The sequence below is a fragment of the Pseudomonas sp. FGI182 genome, from assembly GCF_000511325.1.
Lineage (GTDB): Bacteria > Pseudomonadota > Gammaproteobacteria > Pseudomonadales > Pseudomonadaceae > Aquipseudomonas > Aquipseudomonas putida_Z.
The window spans coordinates 4,352,455-4,373,381 of record NZ_CP007012.1 but is presented as its reverse complement, the minus strand read 5'-3'; the positions used below and the strand labels follow the sequence as shown (position 1 = coordinate 4,373,381).

General features: G+C 65.8%; 2 protein-coding genes. Both read left to right on the top strand.

Features of this window, described 5'->3' with window-relative positions:
• Nucleotides 1-12,327, top strand: a complete 12,327-nt coding sequence (locus C163_RS19210; RefSeq protein ID WP_025340195.1) for a non-ribosomal peptide synthetase — start codon at nucleotides 1-3, stop codon at nucleotides 12,325-12,327.
• Nucleotides 12,328-12,355: 28 nt separating this feature from the next.
• A complete protein-coding gene (locus C163_RS19205; RefSeq protein WP_371257964.1) occupies nucleotides 12,356-20,908 on the top strand; it encodes an amino acid adenylation domain-containing protein in 8,553 nt (2,850 codons plus the stop codon).
• The last annotated feature ends 19 nt before the right edge of the window (nucleotides 20,909-20,927 follow it).

Sequence of the window (20,927 nt, the reverse complement as noted above, 5' to 3'; positions counted from 1 at the left end):
ATGGAACTCACTGCCGCACAACGCATCGCCCAACGTTTCGTTGGCCTCCCCGTGGAGCAACGCCAGCAGATCCTGGAAAAGATGCAGGCCACCGGGCAGAGCTTCCGCCTGCTGCCCATCGTGCCCGCGCGCCAGGGCTTGGCGCGCATTCCGCTGTCGTACGCCCAGCAACGCCTGCTGTTTCTCTGGCAGCTGGAGCCCGACAGCCCGGCCTACAACGTGCCGATGGCGGTACGCCTGAAGGGCGCGCTGGACCAGGCGGTGCTGCAGCAGGCGCTGGATGCGCTGGTGCAACGCCACGAATCGCTGCGCACGCGCTTCTCCTCGGAGGAGGGCGAGTTCTACCAGGAAATCCTCGAGCACTGCCCGCTGGCGCTGGAACGGGTGATGTCCGACGGTGCCGCCGACGAGGCAGCGCTGAGCGTGGCCGTGGACGCCGCCCTCAAGCAGCCCTTCGACCTGCTGGCCGGCCCGCTGCTGCGGGTGACCCTGCTGCGCGTGGCCGCCGATCACCACGTGCTGGCGCTGAGCATGCACCACATCATCTCTGACGGCTGGTCCAGCGATGTGCTGGTGCAGGAATTCATCCAGCTGTACAGCGCCCTGGCCGAAGGCCGGCAGGCCGAGTTGCCGGCGTTGCCGATCCAGTACGCCGACTACGCCATCTGGCAGCGCGCCTGGCTCGAGGCCGGTGAAGCGCAGCGCCAGCTGGCCTACTGGCAGGCCCAGTTGGGCGACGAGCAGCCGGTGCTGAGCCTGCCGCTGGACTTCGAGCGCCCGGCCACGCCCAGCCAGCGTGGCGCGGTGGTGCGCGTGGATATCGGCGCTGAACAGACCGAGGCCTTGCGTAGCCAGGCGCGCAAGGGTGGCCACACGTTGTTCGTGCTAGTACTGGCGGCCATGGCGGTGGTGCTGTCGCGCTACAGCGGCCAGGCCGACATCCGCATCGGCGCCCCGAACGCCGGGCGCAACCGCAAGGAGCTGGAAGGCCTGATCGGCTTCTTCATTAACACCCAGGTGCTGCGCGTGCAGGTGGACGAGCGCGCCACCTTCGCCGTGCTGCTGGAGCAGGTAAAAGACGTGATCGGCGGCGCCCAGTCGCACCAGGAACTGCCGTTCGAGCACTTGGTCGATGCCTTGCTGCCCGAGCGCAACCTGGCCCACAACCCGCTGTTCCAGTTCAAGATCAACCAGCACGTGGCCGCCAGCGATGCAGGGCGCAAGCGCCTGGGCGCGCTGGAGGTGGAAGGCTTTGCCCGTGACGGCGGCGATGCCCGCTTCGACCTGGCGTTCGACTTCTCCGACAAGGCCGACGGCATCGAAGGCTACTTCACCTACGCCACCGACCTGTTCGAGCAGGCCACCATCGAACGCATGGCCGCTTCGCTGCGCCAGGTGCTGGATGCGCTGATCCGTGACCCGCAGCAGGCGATCGTCGACAGCCCGCAAGTGGCGACGCTGCTGCCGGCGGCCACGCAGGCCTACCCGCACGGCAACTTCCTCGCTTTGTGGCGCCAGGCAATGGCGCAAGGCCAGGCCCACGGCGGTGTGCGCGCCGGTGACCGGTTCATGACCCAGGCCGGGCTGGAGGCGGCGTCCAACCGCCTGGCCGACTACCTGCGCCAGTACGGCGTCGGTGCCGGCAGCATCGTCGCCCTGTGCCTGCCGCGCTCCATCGAGTGGGTCGGCGCCTTGCTCGCAGTGCTCAAGACCGGCGCCGCCTACCTGCCGCTGGACACCCAGCAGCCGCAGGAGCGCCTGCAACAACTGATTGCCGACAGTGGCGCCGCCATACTCCTGCATGAGCCGGGCGACCAGCGCTTCGCCGGCCTGGACGGCGTGCAGCTGATTGCCTGCGATCACACCGCCTGGGCAACCTGCAGCGACAGCCCGGTCGAGGTGGCTATCGCCGCCGAACAACCGGCCTATCTGATCTACACCTCGGGCTCGACCGGCCAGCCGAAAGGCGTGGTAGTCAGCCACGGGGCGCTGGCCAGCTACACCCAGGCGGTGCTGGAGCGCCTGCAACTGCCGGCCGCAGCGAGCATGGCGATGGTGTCCACCACCGCGGCCGACCTGGGCCACACCGTGCTGTTCGGTGCCTTGGCCTCGGGCCGCCTGCTGCACCTGTTGCCACAGGAACTGGCGTTCGACCCGGATGGCTTCGCCAGCTACATGGCGCAGCACCAGGTCGGCGTGCTCAAACTGGTGCCGAGCCACCTGCAAGGCTTGTTGCAAGCGGCCCGCGCCGCCGATGTGCTGCCCGCCGAGGCATTGATCCTGGGTGGTGAGGCATGCAGCTGGGGCCTGTTGGAAAAAATCCGCGAACTGCGCCCGGCCTGCCGGGTCATCAACCATTACGGCCCGACCGAAACCACTGTCGGCGTGCTCACCTTCGAGCCGGGGCAGCCGCTGCCAGGTTGCCGCACGGTGCCGGTCGGGCGCCCGCTGGGCAACGCCTGCGCCCAGGTGCTGGATGGCTACCTCAACCCGTTGGCGGCGCAGGTGCCCGGTGAGCTTTACCTGGGCGGTCAAGGCGTCGCCCAGGGCTACCTGGGCCAGCCAGCGTTGACCGCCGAACGCTTCGTGCCGACCGAGGGTGGTGCCCGCCTGTACCGCACCGGCGACCGCGCGCGGCTGACTGCCGATGGCCTGGTCGAGTTCATCGGCCGTGCCGACGACCAGGTGAAGATTCGTGGCTATCGCGTGGAGCCAGGTGAAGTCGGCCGGGTGCTAGCCGGCCTGCCCGGTGTCAACGAGGCCGTGGTACTGGCCTTGCCACTGGAGGGCGATGCCGAGCGCTTGCAGCTGGTGGCCTACGGTGTTGCCGACGCAGGCGTGACCGTGCAGCAACTGCAGACGCAATTGCAGGCACGCCTGCCGGACTACATGGTGCCGGCGCAGATACTGCTGCTGGAGCGCCTGCCACTGACCGCCAACGGCAAGCTCGACAAGCGTGCCTTGCCGGCACCGGGCGCGGTCAGCCGTGGCTATGTGGCGCCGCAAGGCGATATCGAGGAGAAGCTGGCTGCAGTGTGGGCCGATGTGCTCAAGCTGGAGCAGGTCGGCAGCACCGACAACTTCTTCGAACTGGGCGGCGACTCGATCCTCAGCCTGCAGATCATCGCCCGGGCCAAACGCCAGGGCATCAGGATCACCCCCAAGCAGTTGTTCGAACAACAGACCATCGCCCAGCTGGCCCAGGTAGCCAAGCGCATCGAGGCCAAGCAAGCGGTTGCGACCGCAGCCGTGGACACCGCCACCAGCGGCGAGGTGGCGTTGCTGCCGGCCCAGGCGCGTTTCTTCGAGATGGAGATCGCCCAGCCGGCGCATTGGAACCAGTCGGTGCTGCTCAAGCCGGCCAGCCCGGTGCAGGTGCAACATCTGCAGGCAGCCCTGCGCGCCGTGGTCGAGCAGCACGATGCCCTGCGCCTGCGCTTCAGCCGTGGCGAAAGCCAGTGGCAGGCGCGCTTCCAGCCGCTGGACAATGCACCACTGCTGCGCCAGCGCAACCTGGCCGCACTGAGTGAGCTGGACGCCGCCGGCAACCAGGTGCAGGCCAGCCTGAACCTGGAGCACGGGCCGCTGCTGCGTGCCGAACTGTTCGATTTCGCCGATGGCCAGCAGCGCCTGCTGCTGGTGGTCCATCACCTGGTGGTCGACGGTGTGTCGTGGCGGGTGTTGCTGGAAGACCTGCAAGCGGCCTACCGGCAATTGCTGAACGGTCAGGCTGTGAGCCTGCCCGCCAAGACCACCTCGGTGAAGACCTGGGCCGAGCGCCTGGCCAGCCATGCCGGCAGCCCGACGCTGCAAGCACAGCGCGACTACTGGCTGCAGGCACTGGCCGGCGACCACGCCGAACTGCCGCGTGACAACACGCAGGGCAGCCTGGCCAACACCCATGCTCGTACCGCCGCCACACGGCTGGATGCCGAGCGCACCGCCAAGCTGCTGAAGCAGGCCCCGGCGGCCTACCGCACGCAGATCAACGACCTGCTGCTGACCGCGCTGGCGCGCACCCTGTGCCAGTGGAGCGCACAGGACAACGTGCAGGTACTGCTGGAGGGCCATGGCCGCGAAGACCTGTTCGACGACCTCGACCTCAGCCGCACCGTGGGCTGGTTCACCAGCCTGTTCCCGGTGCGCCTCACACCCGGCCAGGACCTTGGCCAGTCGATCAAGGCGATCAAGGAGCAACTGCGCGGCGTGCCGGACAAAGGCCTCGGCTACGGCTTGCTGCGTTACTTCGGCGATGCTGAAGTGCGTGACCGGCTCGAGCGTGCCGCCCAGGCCCGTGTCACCTTCAACTACCTGGGCCAGTTCGATGCCAGCTTCGATGCCGAGGCCGGCGCCCTGTTCACCCCGAGCGGGGAAAGCGCAGGCCGTACCCAATGTGTCGGCGCACAACTGGGCAACTGGCTGAGCATCACCGGCCAGGTGTACGGCGGCGAGCTGTTCCTGGAGTGGACCTACAGCGCCGATGTTCATCACCCGGCCACCATCGAGAAGCTGGCCCAGGCCTACGGGCAGGCCTTGGCAGAGCTGGTCGAGCACTGCTGCGATGCGCGGCACCAGGGCGTGACGCCGTCGGACTTCCCGCTGGCCGCGCTGACCCAGGCGCAACTGGACAGCCTGCCGCTGGAGGCCAGGCAGATCGCCGATGTGTACCCGCTATCACCCATGCAGCAGGGCATGTTGTTCCACACCCTTTACGACCAGCAGGCCGGCAACTACATCAACCAGCTGCGCGTGGATGTGGATGGGCTGGATGTGCAGCGTTTCCAGCAGGCCTGGCAGGCCACGCTCGATGCCCACGACATCCTGCGCAGCGGTTTCGTCTTGCAAGGCGAGCTGGAGCAGGCTGTACAGGTGGTACGCAAGGCCGTCGAATTGCCGTGCAGCGAGCAGGACTGGCGTGGCCAGCCGGCGCTGGAGCAGGCATTGCAGGCCCTGGCCGAGGGTGAGCGCCAGCGCGGTTTCGACCTTGCTGCCGCGCCGCTGCTGCGCCTGGTACTGGTACGCACGGGCGATACCCGTCACCACCTGATCTACACCAACCACCACATCCTGATGGACGGCTGGAGCACCTCGCGCCTGTTGGGCGAAGTGCTGCAGCGCTATGCCGGCCTGGCGCCGCAGGCACAGGCCACGCACTACCGCGACTACATCGCCTGGCTGCAGGGCCAGGACGCGGCCGTTGCCGAAGCCTTCTGGAAAGCCCAGCTTGCGGCCCTGGACGAGCCGACCCGCCTGGCCCAGGCCATCGCCGGCAGTGCAGGCGCAAGCGGTAGCGGTCATGGCGACCACCGCCTGGCCTTCGACCCTGAGCAGACCGCGCGCATCGAAGCCTTCGCCCGGGCCAACCGGGTCACGGTCAACACCTTGGTGCAATCAGCCTGGCTGCTGCTGTTGCAGCGCTGCACCGGCCAGGCCAGCGTGTGCTTCGGCGCCACGGTCGCCGGCCGCCCGGCAGACCTGCCGGGGGTAGAGGAACAGATCGGCCTGTTCATCAACACCTTGCCGGTGATCGGCACCCCGCGTGCCGAGCAGACCGTGGCCGAGTGGATCGGCCAGGTGCAGGCCGGCAACCTGGCCGTGCGCGAGTTCGAGCACACCCCTCTGTACGATGTGCAGCGCTGGGCGGGGCAGGGCGGTGACGCCTTGTTCGACAGCATCCTGGTGTTCGAGAACTACCCGGTGGCCGAGGCGCTGCAACAGGGCGCGCCCGGTGGCCTGCGCTTCGGCGATGTGGCCGTGCAGGAGCAGACCAACTACCCGCTGACCCTGGTGGTGGAACTGGGCACCACGCTGTCGATGCAGTACAGCCATGACCGTGCGCTGTGGAGCGACGAGAGCATTGGCCGCCTGGCTGGCTACTTTGCCAACCTGCTGCAGGCGCTGACGGAGAATGCTGACGCGGTGATTGGCGAGCTGCCAATGCTGGGCTTGCCAGAACAGCAACAGATGGTCGAAGGCTGGAACGAAACCCAGGCGACGTACCCGGACGAGCGCAGCATCCACCAGCTGATTGAGGCCCAGGTGTTCGCCACCCCGGATGCCCCGGCGCTGGCCTTTGGCGAGCAGAGCCTGAGCTATGCCGAGCTCAACCGTCGTAGCAACCAGCTGGCGCACAAGCTGCGCGAGCAGGGCGTGGGCCCGGACGTGCTGGTGGGCATCGCCATGGAGCGCAGCCTGGAGATGGTCGTCGGCCTGCTGGGTATCGTGAAGGCCGGTGGCGCTTATGTGCCGCTGGACCCGGAATATCCCCAGGACCGCCTGAGCTACATGTTCGAGGACAGCGGCATCGCCTCGCTGCTGACCCAGTCGCACCTGCACGAAGCCTTGCCGATCCCGGCCGGCCTGCGCAGCCTGGACCTGGATACCGAGAACTTCGACGGCTACAGCGATGCCAACCCGAACATCGACGTGGCCCCGCTGAACCTCGCCTACGTGATCTACACCTCCGGCTCCACCGGTCGCCCGAAAGGCGCTGGCAACAGCCATCAGGCGCTGGTCAACCGCCTGTGGTGGATGCAGAAAGCCTACGGGCTGGACGCCGGCGACAGCGTGCTGCAGAAAACCCCGTTCAGCTTCGACGTGTCGGTGTGGGAGTTCTTCTGGCCGCTGATGACCGGCGCGCGCCTGGTCGTGGCCCAGCCGGGCGCACACCGCGACCCGCAGCTGCTGGTCGAAACCATCAACCATTACGGCATCAGCACGCTGCACTTCGTGCCGTCGATGCTGCAGGCGTTCATGACCCACGAAGCGGTCGAGAGCTGCGTCAGCCTCAAGCGCGTGGTGTGCAGCGGTGAGGCGTTGCCGGCCGAACTGGCCCGCCAGACCCTGCAACGCCTGCCGGCGGCGGGCCTGTACAACCTGTACGGCCCGACCGAAGCGGCGATCGACGTGACCCACTGGACCTGCCAGCCGGACGAAAGCATCAGCGTGCCGATCGGCCAGCCGATCGACAACCTCAAGACCCACATCCTCGAAGGCAGCCTGCAACCGGCCGTGCGCGGCAGTGCCGGCGAGCTGTACCTCGGCGGCGTAGGCCTGGCGCGTGGGTACCACCAGCGCCCGGCGCTGACCGCCGAGCGCTTCGTGCCGGACCCGTTCAGCGACAACGGTGGGCGCCTGTACCGTACTGGCGACCTGGCACGCTACCGCGCTGATGGCCTGATCGACTACGCCGGGCGCATCGACCACCAGGTGAAGATCCGCGGCCTGCGCATCGAACTGGGCGAGATCGAGGCGCGCCTGCTGGAGCTGCCGAGCGTGCAGGAAGCGGTGGTGCTGGCCCAGGACGGGCCAAGCGGCAAGCAGTTGGTGGGTTATGTGGTGCCTGCCGACAGCTCGCAAGACGAAGGTGCATTGCGCGACAGCCTGCGCGAAGCACTCAAGGCCGGTTTGCCGGGCTACATGGTGCCGGCGCACCTGCTGCTGCTCGGCAAACTGCCGGTGACGCCGAACGGCAAGCTGGACCGCAAGGCCCTGCCGCAGCCGGATGCCAGCCAGTCGCAGGGCGAGTACATCGCGCCGCAGAGCGATCTGGAGCAGCAGATCGCGGCGATCTGGGCGGATGTGCTGAAGCTGGAGAAGGTCGGCCTGACCGACAACTTCTTCGAGCTGGGCGGCGATTCGATCATTTCGCTGCAGGTGGTCAGCCGTGCGCGCCAGGTGGATATCCAGTTCACGCCCAAGGACCTGTTCGAGGCCCAGACGGTGCAGGCACTGGCCCGGCTCGCCAACCGCGGCGACAGTGTATCGATCGATCAGGGTGCGGTAACGGGCGTGACGCCGCTCACGCCGATCCAGCACTGGTTCTTCGAGCAGCCCATTGTCGTGCGCCATCACTGGAACCAGTCGGTGCTGCTCACGCCCGGTGAAGCGCTGGACCCGGCGACGCTCGATGCGGCATTGCAGGCATTGCTCGAACATCACGATGCCCTGCGTTTGCGCGTGTTCGGCCATGGGGTGGGCTGGCAGGCTGAATTTGCCGATGCAGGCTACTCCCAGTTGCTGTGGCATCGCGATTTCGCCAGCGTCGAGCAGTTGCAGCAAGCCGCCAGTGAAGCCCAGCGCAGCCTTGACCTCGAGCATGGGCCGTTGATGCGTGCCATGCTCGCTGCGCTGCCTGACGGTAGCCAGCGGCTGCTTTTGGTCATCCATCACCTGGCGGTAGACGGTGTGTCGTGGCGTGTGCTGCTGGAGGACCTGCAGCAGGCCTACCAGACCCTGGCTGCCGGGCAGCCACTGCAGCTTCCGGCCAAGACCACTTCGTACAAAGCCTGGGCCGAGCGTTTGCAAACCTATGCCGCCGCGCCCGCATTGCAACAGCAACTGGGCTACTGGCAGGGGCAGTTGCAAGGGGTCAGCGAAATGCTGCCCTGCGACAACCCGCAAGGCAGCCGGCAACTGAAGCATGCGGCTTCGGTCAGCACGCGCCTCGACGTGGCAAGCACCCGACGGCTGTTGCAGGATTGCCCGGTGGCTTATCGCACGCAGATCAACGACCTGCTGCTGACGGCCCTGGCGCAAGCAGTTGGCCGCTGGAGCGGCCAGCCCGAAGTGCTGGTGCGCCTGGAAGGGCATGGCCGTGAAGACCTGTTCGCGGGTATCGACCTGACGCGTACGGTGGGCTGGTTCACCAGCCTGTACCCGGTAAAGTTGAGCCCGCAGGCAGACCTGGCAAGTTCGATCAAGACCATCAAGGAACAGCTGCGCGCCGTGCCTGACAAAGGCCTGGGCTATGGCGTGCTGCGCTACCTCGGTGATGCCGCGAGCCGCGAGGCCCTTGCAGCATTGCCTGAAGGCCAGATCGTCTTCAACTACCTCGGGCAGTTCGACGGCAGCTTCGATGGCGAAGCAGGTCTGTTCACCCCCGCCAAGGAGAACGATGGCGCCAGGCAGGATGCCGAAGCACCGTTGGCCAGCCTGTTGACCGTCAACGGTCAGGTATATGGCGGCGAGCTACGCCTGGAGTGGACCTTCAGCCAGGACATTCATCGCCGCGAAACCATCGAGCAGCTGGCCCAGGCTTACCAGCGGGCCTTGGCTGAAATCATCGAGCATTGCTGTGAGGGTGGACATCGCGGCCTGACCCCGTCCGACTTCCCGTTGGCCGACCTGACCCAGGCGCAGCTCGACCAGCTGCCGGTTGCCGTGGCGCAGATCGCCGACGTCTACCCGCTGTCGCCGATGCAGCAGGGCATGCTGTTCCACAGCATCTACGAGCAAGGCAGCGGCAACTACATCAACCAGATGCGCGTGGATGTGGATGGCCTGGATGTACAAGCCTTCCGGCAGGCCTGGGATGCTGCCTTGCAGGCCCACGAAATCCTGCGCAGCAGCTTCATCTGGCAGGGGGACCTGGGCCAGGCGGTGCAGGTCGTGCGCAAGCAGGTGACACTGCCGTTCAGCGAATATGACTGGCGTGCCGAGGATGAGCTGGCGCGGGCGCTGGACAGCCTGGCGGATGCCGACCGGCAGCGTGGCTTCGACCTGGTCGAGGCACCCTTGTTGCGCCTGGTGCTGGTGCGTACGGCGCAGGCACGTCATCACCTGATCTTCACCTGCCATCACATCCTGATGGATGGCTGGAGCACCTCGCAGTTGCTGGGTGAGGTGTTGCAGCGTCATGCCGGTAAACCTGTGGTGGCAGCGGCGGGCAGCTACCGTGACTACATCGCCTGGTTGCAGCGCCAGGATGGGGCGGCGGCAGAGCGGTTCTGGCAGGGCCAGATGGCCAGCTTCAACGAGCCGACGCGTCTGGCCCAGGCCGTGCGCAATGGTGAGCCTGATGGCCATGGCCATCACGTTCATCACCAGGCATTCGATGCAGGGCGTACCGATCGGGTTGAAGCCTTTGCCCGTGCCCAGCGTGTCACCGTCAACACCTTGGTACAGGCTACCTGGCTGTTGCTGTTGCAGCGCTATACCGGGCAGTCGTCGGTCTGCTTCGGGGCCACGGTCGCCGGCCGGCCAGCGGAGCTGGCGGGCGTGGAGGCGCAGATTGGCTTGTTCATCAACACCCTGCCGGTGGTTGGTACACCGCAAGGAGAACAGAGCGTCGCGCAATGGATCGGGCAGGTGCAGGCCAGCAACCTGGCCATGCGTGAATACGAACATACGCCGCTGTACGATGTGCAGCGCTGGGCCGGGCTTGGCGGTGAAGCCCTGTTCGACAGCCTGGTGGTGTTCGAAAGTTACCCGGTGTCCGAGGCCCTTCGGCAGGGTGCACCGAGTGGCTTGCAGTTTGGCCCAGTGCAGGTGCGCGAGCAGACCAACTATCCGCTGACCGTGCTGGTGAGCCTTGGCGACAGCCTGGCTATCCAGTACCGGCATGACCGTGCGCACTGGAGCAGCGAGGCGATCGAGCAACTGGCCCATCACTTCGGTACGCTGCTTGACGCGCTGGTGAGTGACCCGTGTGCTGCACTCGGCGACCTGCCGCTGCTCGATGCCGCACAGCATCAGCGTATCGTGCAGGACTGGAACCGCACGGCGGCCAGTTACCCGGCCGACCGCTGTATCCATCAGCTGTTCGAGGCGCAGGTGGTTGCTGCGCCAGGTGCAGTGGCACTTATCCACGGCGAGCAGACGCTCACGTATGCCGCGCTCAATGTGCGGGCCAACCAGCTGGCCCACAAACTGCGCGAGGCTGGCGTGGGCCCGGAGGTGCTGGTAGGTGTCGCCATGGAGCGTGGCCTGGACATGGTGGTCGCGCTGATGGCCATTCTCAAGGCGGGCGGCGCCTACGTGCCGCTCGACCCTGGCTACCCGCAGGACCGCCTGGTGTACATGCTCGAAGACAGCCAGTCGATCCTGCTGCTGTCGCAGTCGCACCTGCTGGAGCGTGTGCCGGCCAGCTTCCAGGCGCGCACGCTGCTGGTGGACCAATTGCTGCTCGACGGCTACGAAGCGGCCGACCCGGTGTGCGTGAGCACGCCGGACAACCTGGCGTACTGCATCTACACCTCAGGCTCCACCGGCAAACCCAAGGGCGTCCAGATCGAGCATCGCAATGCCGTGGCAATGATCGGCTGGGCGCAGTCGGTGTACAGCCAGCAGGACCTGTGTGGCGTGTTGGCGTCCACATCGATCTGTTTCGACCTGTCGGTCTGGGAGCTGTTCGTGACCCTGGGCTCGGGTGGTTATGCGGTACTGGCGGCCAATGCCCTGGAGCTGCCAAACCTGCCGGCCAAAGACCAGGTACGCCTGGTCAACACGGTGCCATCGGCCATCAAGGTGCTGCATGAAACCGGCCAGCTGCCGTCCGGTGTACGCATCATCAACCTGGCGGGTGAGGCCCTCAAGCAGGGGCTGGTCGACGCGCTGTACGGCACTGGCCATGTGCTCAAGGTATACGACCTGTACGGGCCTTCGGAGGATACCACCTACTCGACCTTCACCCTGCGCACCCAAGGTGGCCAGGCCAATATCGGCCGGCCGCTTTCCAACAGTGCCGTGTACCTGTTGAGCGAGGCCGGAACGCCGCTGCCGGTAGGGGTGGTGGGGGAGCTGTACATGGCGGGTGCGGGCCTGGCGCGTGGTTACCTGGCGCGCCCTGGGCTTACCGCCGAACGCTTCATCCCCGACCCGTTCGGTGGGCAGGGTGGCCGCCTGTATCGCACCGGCGACCTGGCGCGCTATGACGCCGACGGGGTCATCGAATATGCCGGGCGTATCGACCATCAGGTGAAGATTCGCGGCTTCCGTATCGAACTCGGCGAGATCGAGGCGCGCCTGCAACAACAGGACGCAGTCCGCGAAGCCGTGGTACTGGCGCTGGATGCGCCGGGCGGCAAGCAACTGCTGGGCTACGTGGTGCCAGCCGATGCAGCGTCGGTTGCCAGCGAGGAAGCCCGGGCGGCGCTGCTTGACACCCTGCGCGCCAGGCTGAAGGCCAGCCTGCCGGACTACATGGTGCCCGCGCACCTGTTGCTGTTGGAACGCCTGCCACTGACACCGAACGGCAAACTGGACCGCAAGGCCCTGCCACAGCCTGACGGCAACCTGCGCCGGGCGGCCCATGTGGCGCCGGAAACGGAGCTTGAGCGGCGGATCGCAGCGGTATGGGCTGAAGTTCTTGGCCTGGAAAACGTATCTCTTACCGACAACTTCTTCGAGCTGGGGGGCCACTCCTTGCTGGCAACCCAGGCGGTAGCACGACTGCAGATCGAACTGGGTACGAACCTGCCACTCGCGTTGTTGTTCCAGACAGAGAACCTGCAGGCCTTTGCACAAGAGGTCGGCAGTCTCGGTACCCGAAACGACGGAGACCTGGATGAGCTCCAGGACTTCATGGCAGAGCTCGAGGCGGTTTGAGATGCACACGGACAACAGAAACGCAGACCTGGTTTATCGCTTTATCCGTCTGCCCCTGGCACAGCAGAAGCTGTTTCTCGAAAAACTGGCGTCCAAGGGCGTCACGCTCGCGCAACTGCCCATCCCGGTGGCCAGGCACGATGTCGAACGCCCTGTGCTGTCCTATGCCCAGCAACGCCAGTGGTTTCTCTGGCAACTGGAGCCCACCGGCTCGGCCTACAACATTCCGACCGCGCTCAGGTTCAGGGGGCAGCTCGACCTGGCAGCCCTGCAGCGCAGCTTCGCGACGCTGATCCAGCGTCATGAAGCCTTGCGCACGACCATTGCCGAGGAAGATGGCCAGCTGATGCAGGTCATCCACCCGGACCAGCCTTTCCAGCTGGCCCGCCAGGCCTTGGGGGCCGTGGAGGAGCAGGTTTTGCAGGCGCAGGTCGCGCTTGAGGTCCAGAAGCCGTTCGATCTGGTCCATGGGCCGCTGCTGCGGGTAAAACTGCTGGAACTGGCGCAGGACGAGCACGTGCTGGTGCTCACCTTGCACCATATCGTCGCCGATGGCTGGTCGATGCCCTTGCTCATCGATGAGTTGGTGCAGCTTTATGAGGGCTATAGCCAAGGTCGGGAGGTGGCGCTGGCCGAACTGCCGATCCAGTACGCCGATTATGCGATCTGGCAGCGTGCCTGGATGGACGCCGGCGAGCGTGAGCGTCAGCTGGCGTACTGGATGGCGCAGCTGGGCGACGACCACCCGGTGCTGGAACTGACCACCGACAGGCCACGCCCGGCGCTGCAAAGCTACCGCGGTGAGCGGATCGACGTTGACCTGGGTGAAGCGTTGAGCCAGTCACTCAAACAGCTGGCGCAGCACCAGGGGGCGACACCCTTCATGCTGCTGCTGGCGAGTTTCCAGGTATTGTTGCACCGCTACTCCGGGCAGGCCGATGTGCGCGTGGGCGTGCCCATCGCCAACCGTAACCGCGTAGAGACCGAGCGGCTGATCGGCTTTTTCGTCAATACCCAGGTGATGCGTGCCGAGTTCGACACGCAACTGACCTTCACCGAGCTGTTGGCGCAAGTGCGGCAACGAGCCTTGGGCGCACAGGTGCATCAGGACCTGCCATTCGAACAGCTGGTCGATGCCTTGCAGCCTGAACGCAGCCTGAGCCACAGCCCGTTGTTCCAGGTGATGTACAACCACCAGACCCGGGGCAAGGGCGAGCACCGCAGCTTGCCCGGCCTGGAGGTGGAGGGCCTGCAATGGAACGTGCACGCGGCGCAGTTCGACCTCACGCTGGACAGCTTCGAACATGAGCAAGGCATCAGCGCCACGCTGACCTTTGCAACCGACCTGTTCGATGCCTCGACCATACAGCAGATGGCGCGACACTGGCTGAACCTGCTACACGGCATCGTCGCCAACCCAGGCCAGCGAGTGGCTGAGCTGCCATTGCTGGATGACGGGGAGCGGCAGCAGATCGTGCATGGCTGGAATGCCACGCAAGCCGATTACCCAGGCGAAGCCAGCATCCACCAGCTGGTCGAAGCCCAGGTACTCGCCACCCCGGATGCCCCGGCGCTGGCCTTTGGCGAGCAGACCCTGAGCTATGCCGAGCTCAACCGTCGTAGCAACCAGCTGGCGCACAAGCTGCGCGAGCAGGGCGTGGGCCCGGACGTGCTGGTGGGCATCGCCATGGAGCGCAGCCTGGAGATGGTCATCGGCCTGCTGGGCATCGTGAAGGCCGGTGGCGCCTATGTGCCCCTGGATCCTGAGTATCCCCAGGACCGCCTGAGCTACATGTTCGAGGACAGCGGCATCGCTTTGCTGCTGACCCAGTCGCACTTGCGCGAGACCCTGCCGATCCCGGCCGGCCTGCGCAGCCTGGACCTGGATACCGAGAACTTCGACGGCTACAGCGATGCCAACCCGAACATCGACGTGGCCCCGCTGAACCTCGCCTACGTGATCTACACCTCCGGCTCCACCGGTCGCCCGAAAGGCGCTGGCAACAGCCATCAGGCGCTGGTCAACCGGCTGTGCTGGATGCAGAAGGCCTACGGGCTGGACGCCAGCGACAGCGTGCTGCAGAAAACCCCGTTCAGCTTCGACGTGTCGGTGTGGGAGTTCTTCTGGCCGCTGATGACCGGTGCGCGTCTGGTCATGGCCCAGCCCGGCGCGCACCGCGACCCGCAGTTGCTGGTCGAAACCATCAACCATTACGGCATCAGCACGCTGCACTTCGTGCCGTCGATGCTGCAGGCGTTCATGACCCACGAAGCGGTCGAGAGCTGCGTCAGCCTCAAGCGCGTGGTGTGCAGCGGTGAAGCGTTGTCGGCCGAGCTGGCCCGCCAGACCCTGCAACGCCTGCCGGCGGCGGGCCTGTACAACCTGTACGGCCCGACCGAAGCGGCGATCGACGTGACCCATTGGACCTGCCAGCCGGACGAAAGCATCAGCGTGCCGATCGGCCAGCCGATCGACAACCTCAAGACCCACATCCTCGAAGGCAGCCTGCAACCGGCGGTGCGCGGCAGTGCTGGCGAGCTGTACCTCGGTGGTGTCGGCCTGGCCCGTGGTTACCACCAGCGCCCGGCGCTGACCGCCGAACGCTTCGTGCCGGACCCGTTCAGCGACAACGGCGGACGCCTGTACCGCACCGGCGACCTGGCGCGCTACCGCGCCGATGGTGTGATCGACTATGCCGGGCGCATAGACCACCAGGTGAAGATCCGTGGCCTGCGTATCGAACTGGGTGAGATCGAGGCGCGTCTATTGGAACTGCCGAGTGTGCAGGAAGCCGTGGTGCTGGCCCAGGACGGGCCAAGCGGCAAGCAGCTGGTGGGCTATGTGGTGCCTGCCGACAGCACGCAAGACGAAGGCGCATTGCGCGACAGCCTGCGCGAGGCGCTGAAGGCCGGTTTGCCGGACTACATGGTGCCGGCGCATCTGCTTCTGCTCGGCAAGCTGCCAGTGACGCCGAACGGCAAGCTGGACCGCAAGGCCCTGCCGCAGCCGGATGCCAGCCAGTCGCAGGGCGAGTACGTCGCGCCGCGGAGTGATCTGGAACAGCAGATCGCGGCGATCTGGGCGGATGTGCTGAAGCTGGAGAAGGTCGGCCTGACCGACAACTTCTTCGAGCTGGGCGGCGATTCGATCATTTCGCTGCAGGTGGTCAGCCGTGCACGCCAGGTGGATATCCAGTTCACCCCCAAGGAGTTGCTGCAGCATCAGACCGTGCAGGGGCTGGCCTCGGTTGCCCGGCGCAGCGAAGCACAAGCGCTGGAGCAGGGCGTGGTCACCGGGCCTCTGCCACTTGTTCCGGTGCAGCACTGGTTCTTCGAGCAAGCGCTTGTAGCACGTGACCACTGGAACCAGTCGGTGTTGCTCGAGCCTGGTGAGGCACTGGATGCGCACCTGTTGAGCATGGCGCTGGGCAACCTGCATGCCCATCACGACCTGCTGCGGCTCAATGTCTGGCAGAGTGCCGAGCGCTGGCAGGCCGCGATCGGCGCGCCGGTATCGACCGAGCTGCTGTGGGTACGCGAATGCGTTGATGCAGAGGCGCTGCAACGCTTGGCTGATCAGGCCCAGCGCAGCCTCAACCTGGCTCAGGGGCCACTGTTGCGCGCCGTGCTGGCAACGCTGGCAGACGGCAGCCAGCGGCTGCTGCTGGTCATTCATCATCTGGTGGTCGATGGCGTGTCATGGCGGATCCTGCTGGAAGACCTGCAACAGGCCTACCAGGCGCTTGCCCTCGGCCAGCCGCTGAAGTTGCCGGCCAAGACCAGCGCGTTCAAGGTCTGGGCCGAACAGCTGCAGGCCTATGCCAGCAGCCAGGCACTGCAACATGAACTGCACTACTGGCGTGATCAACTGCAAGGCGCCAGCGATGCTTTGCCTTGCGATCATCCCCAGGGCGAAAACCGGCAGAAGCATGCAACGTCGGTCAGCACTCGCCTGGACCCGCTCTGGACCCGCAAGCTGTTGCAGCAGGCACCGGCAGCCTATCGCACGCAGATCAACGACCTGTTGTTGACGGCATTGGCCCGTGTGGTCAGCCGTTGGACCGCGCAGCCGCAGGTACTGGTGCGCCTGGAAGGTCATGGCCGCGAAGACCTGTTCGACGGTATCGACCTGAGCCGCACGGTGGGTTGGTTCACCAGCATGTACCCGGTCAACCTCAGCCCTCAGCCCGAGCTGGCCAGCTCGATCAAGACCATCAAGGAGCAACTGCGCGCGGTGCCCCACAAGGGTCTTGGCTATGGTGTGCTGCGTTACCTGGGGGCTGGTGAAGCTCGGCAGACGTTGGCGGCGCTGGCCCAGGGGGCGATCATCTTCAACTACCTGGGGCAGTTCGATGGCAGCTTCGACCAGCAGGCGAGCCTGTTCAAACCGGCCAGCGAGAATGCCGGGCTGAACCAGGATGAGGACGCGCCATTGAGCAGCCTGCTGGCGCTCAATGGCCAGGTGTACGGCGGCGAGCTGACACTGGGCTGGACGTTCAGCCGTGAAGTCTTCGATACCTCGACCATCCAGCAACTGGCCGATGCCTATGCAGAAGAACTCAAGGCCTTGATCAACCATTGCTGCCAGGATGACACCCAAGGTCTCACGCCATCGGACTTCCCCTTGGCCCGTCTGAACCAGGCGCAACTGGACGACCTGCCGGTACCTGCCGCTCAGATTGCCGATATCTACCCGCTGTCGCCGATGCAACAGGGCATGCTGTTCCATACCCTGCAGGAGAGCGACGCCGCGCTGTACATCAACCAGACTGCGGTCGATGTGCACGGCCTGGACATCGACCGCTTCGTCGCGGCCTGGAACCAGGTGATCGCCAGCCACGACATCCTGCGCACGGTCTTCTTGTCATCGGCCCGGTGGGCGGAGCCCTTGCAGGTGGTGCAGCGTCAGGCCAGCCTGCCGCTGCGCGTGCTCGACTGGCGTGGGCGTGAGGTGACCAGCGACGCCTTGCTGGCGCTGGCAGCCGAGGAGGCTGCCGAAGGCTTCGACCTGGCGTGTGCCCCCCTGATGCGGCTGACGCTGGTTCGAGTGGATGAGCAACGCCTGCACCTGATCTGGTCGCGCCACCACATCCTCATGGATGGCTGGAGCAATTCACGGTTGCTGGGCGAGGTGTTGCAGGTTTATCACGGCCGGCCCGCCAGCCATGCGGGGGGGCGCTTCGGTGACTACATCCGTTGGCTCGCCGAGCAGCCGATGGGCAAGCTGGAGCAGTTCTGGAGCGAGAAGCTGCGTGCCCTGGAGGGGCCGACGCTGTTGGCCGACAGTGTTGCGCCGCAGGCGGACGGCAAGCTTGTCGGGCACCATGCGCTGTATCTGCATTGGGATGCGCAGCGCACGCAACACCTGCGTGACCAGGCCCGGCGCCTGAGGGTCACGCCCAATACCCTGGTCCAGGCCACCTGGCTGTTGCTGCTGCAACGCTACACCGGCCAGGCCAGCGTGTGCTTCGGCGCCACAGTGGCCGGGCGCCCCAGCAGCCTGGCCGGTGCAGGCGAGATGCTGGGGCTGTTCATCAACACGCTACCGGTGGTGCAGGCGCCGCAACCCCAGCACATTGTCAGCGACTGGCTGCACCAGCTGCAGCACTACAACCTGGAGTTGCGCGACCACGAGCATGCAGCGCTGGCCGATGTGCAACGCTGGGCCGGGCGGCCAGGGCAAGCGCTGTTCGACAGCATTGTGGTGTTCGAGAACTACCCGGTTGACGACCGCCTGCGCGAGGGCGGCGGCGGAACGTTACGCTTTGGCGAAGTCCGTAACCGCGACGTCACCAACTATGCCATGGACCTGGCCGTGCAATTGGGCGAAACCTTTTCGGTAGAGTTCCTGTACTTGCGCAACCGCTTTACCGAAGCCGCTGTCGAGTGCCTGCGCGGTAGTTTCGAAAGCCTGCTGAGCGCCATGCTGGACAATCCCCAGGCCACGCTGGGCAGCCTGGGCATGCTGACGCCGGCGCAGGCAAGGCACGCCGACCTGCGCAACCAGCTTGCGGCACCTGGGCGCGAGCAGCCGCTGCTCGCCGAGCGTATCGCCGGGCATGCCCGTGAGCGTGGCGAGGCCATGGCGGTAGTCTGCGGCGGCCAACAGTTGACCTATGCCCAGCTGGACGCGCGCGCCAACCGCCTTGCCCACCACCTGATCGCGCAGGGCGTGCGCCCGGAAAGCTGCGTGGGCATTGCCCTGGAGCGGTCGGTGGAGGTGATCGTGGCCTTCCTGGCGGTGATGAAGACCGGCGCAGCTTATGTGCCACTGGATATCGACTACCCACAAGAGCGCCTGCAGTGGATCGTCGAGGACTCGGCAATGCACCTGCTGGTCACCAGCAGTGGCCTGCGCCAGCGCTTTACCCAGGTAGCGCGGTGCGTCGAGCTCGACCAGCAAGCGCTGGACCATCTGCCTGCTACTGCACCTGAACAGCGCGCGTGCGCGGATAACCTGGCTTATCTGATCTACACGTCTGGTTCCACCGGCAAGCCCAAAGGTGTGGCGGTGAGCCACGGCCAGATTCGCATGCACTGCCAGGCCATCGCCGGGCTGTACGAGATGGACCTGCAGACCCGCGAGCTGCTGTTCATGTCGTTCGCCTTCGACGGGGCGCAGGAACGCTGGCTGTCGACGTTGTCCTCGGGTGGTTGCCTGGTGGTGCGTGACAACCGGCTGTGGACGGCAGAAGAAACCTGGCAGACCTTGCATGCCCAGCGTATCGACATCGCCTGCTTCCCGCCGGCCTACCTGCAACAGTTGGCCGAATTCGCCGACAGCCAGCAGCAGCCTGCGCCAGCGGTGCGGGTGTACTGCTTTGGCGGCGATGCGGTACCGGACGCCCTGTTCGAGCACGTCAAGCGCACGCTGCGTCCGCGCTGGTTGACCAACGGCTATGGGCCGACGGAAACCGTGGTTACGCCTCTGCTGTGGAAAGTGCCGGTGCAACGAACCTGTGAGGCTGTGTACGCGCCGATCGGCGACCGCGTGGGCGAGCGCACGCTGCACGTGCTGGACCAGCACCTCAACCCGCTGCCCGATGGTGTGGCCGGTGAGCTTTACATCGGCGGAGAGGGCGTGGCGCGTGGCTATCACCAGCGGGCTGCTCTCACGGCCGAGCGCTTCGTGGCCGACCCGTTTGCCACGGGGGGCCGCCTGTACCGCACCGGTGACCGGGTGCGTCGCCGCGCCGATGGTGTCATCGACTTCCTCGGGCGCCTGGACAACCAGCTGAAGATTCGCGGATTCCGCATCGAGCCGGGAGAAATCGAGGCACGCCTGCGCAACCTGGCTGGCGTGCGCGATGCCGTGGTGGTGGCGCGTGACATCAGCACGGGCAAGCAACTGATCGGCTACGTGGTGACGGACAATGCCGATACCCGCGCCGAGCAATTACGTGATGCCCTGCGCGCCGACCTGCCGGATCACATGGTGCCGGCACAGCTTGTACTGATGCCGGCGCTGCCGCTCACCCCCAATGGCAAGATCGACCGCAATGGCCTGCCTGCACCCGAGTTTGCCGCAGGCCGGGCATGGGTTGCCCCGCGTAATGCAATCGAGCAGGCGCTCGCAGCGATCTGGCAGGAAGTGCTGCAAGTCGAGCAGGTCGGTGTCGATGACAACTTCTTCGAACTGGGTGGTGACTCGCTGCGCGTGCTGAAGATGCTGTCCAAGGTCCGTGCCCGCGAGGATTTGCCTATCGAACTGAAACTGCGTGATGTGATTGCCCGGCCGACCATCGCCGAGTTGTCGGGTTATGCCCCCGACGATGCCAGCCTGGACCCGCTGTTGTTGCTGAACAGCCGAGTGAACGCGAGTACGCCGCTGTTCTGCCTGCATGCCGGGTTTGGCACGGTGTTCGATTACGAGCCATTGGCGCGCCGGCTGGAAGGCCGTTGCACGGTTTATGGCCTGCAATGCCGGATGCTGCTGGATCACGCCTGGGTGGATGATTCGCTGGAAACGATGGCTATCGATTACGCACAGTACATTCGGCAGAAGCAACCTGAAGGCCCTTATCAGCTGGCAGGTTGGTCGCTGGGCGGCACCCTGGCGGTGTTGGTGGCCAAGGAGTTGGAAAGCCAGGGGCAGCGGGTTGCGGTGCTGGCCTTGGTCGACAGCTTCGTGCCCTCGGCCAGGCAAGCCGTGCAGGAAAGTGACTGGAGCGCCGACCTGCGTGGCTTCCTGGCGGTGATTCTCGGGGTTTCGGCCGATGCACTGGTGCTGCCGGTCGTGCCGGTCGGCAGTACTCAGGATGCCCTGGAGCGCGTGATCGAAACGGCACGGGCCGCACAGGCTGTACAGTCGGCCTATGCCGAAATCGGCAACGCTGATCTGGCGCAGACCTTTGTCGTGGCCATGAAACTCAAGGCGCTTTCGCGTCAGTTGCGCCAGCTACCGTCTACCGAGGCAGCGGCAAGTTGCTGGTGGGCGGGGGAGGGCGCGCACACGGGTGGCATCTCGGGTAGCTGCCAGGACATTGCTGTTGATGCCGGGCACTATGACATCCTTGAGCAGGTGGATGTCCTTGAGGGGATGATTGCCAGGCTGTTGCTGGCAGATACGATCAGCCAGTAAACCTGCTCACTCTGTGTAG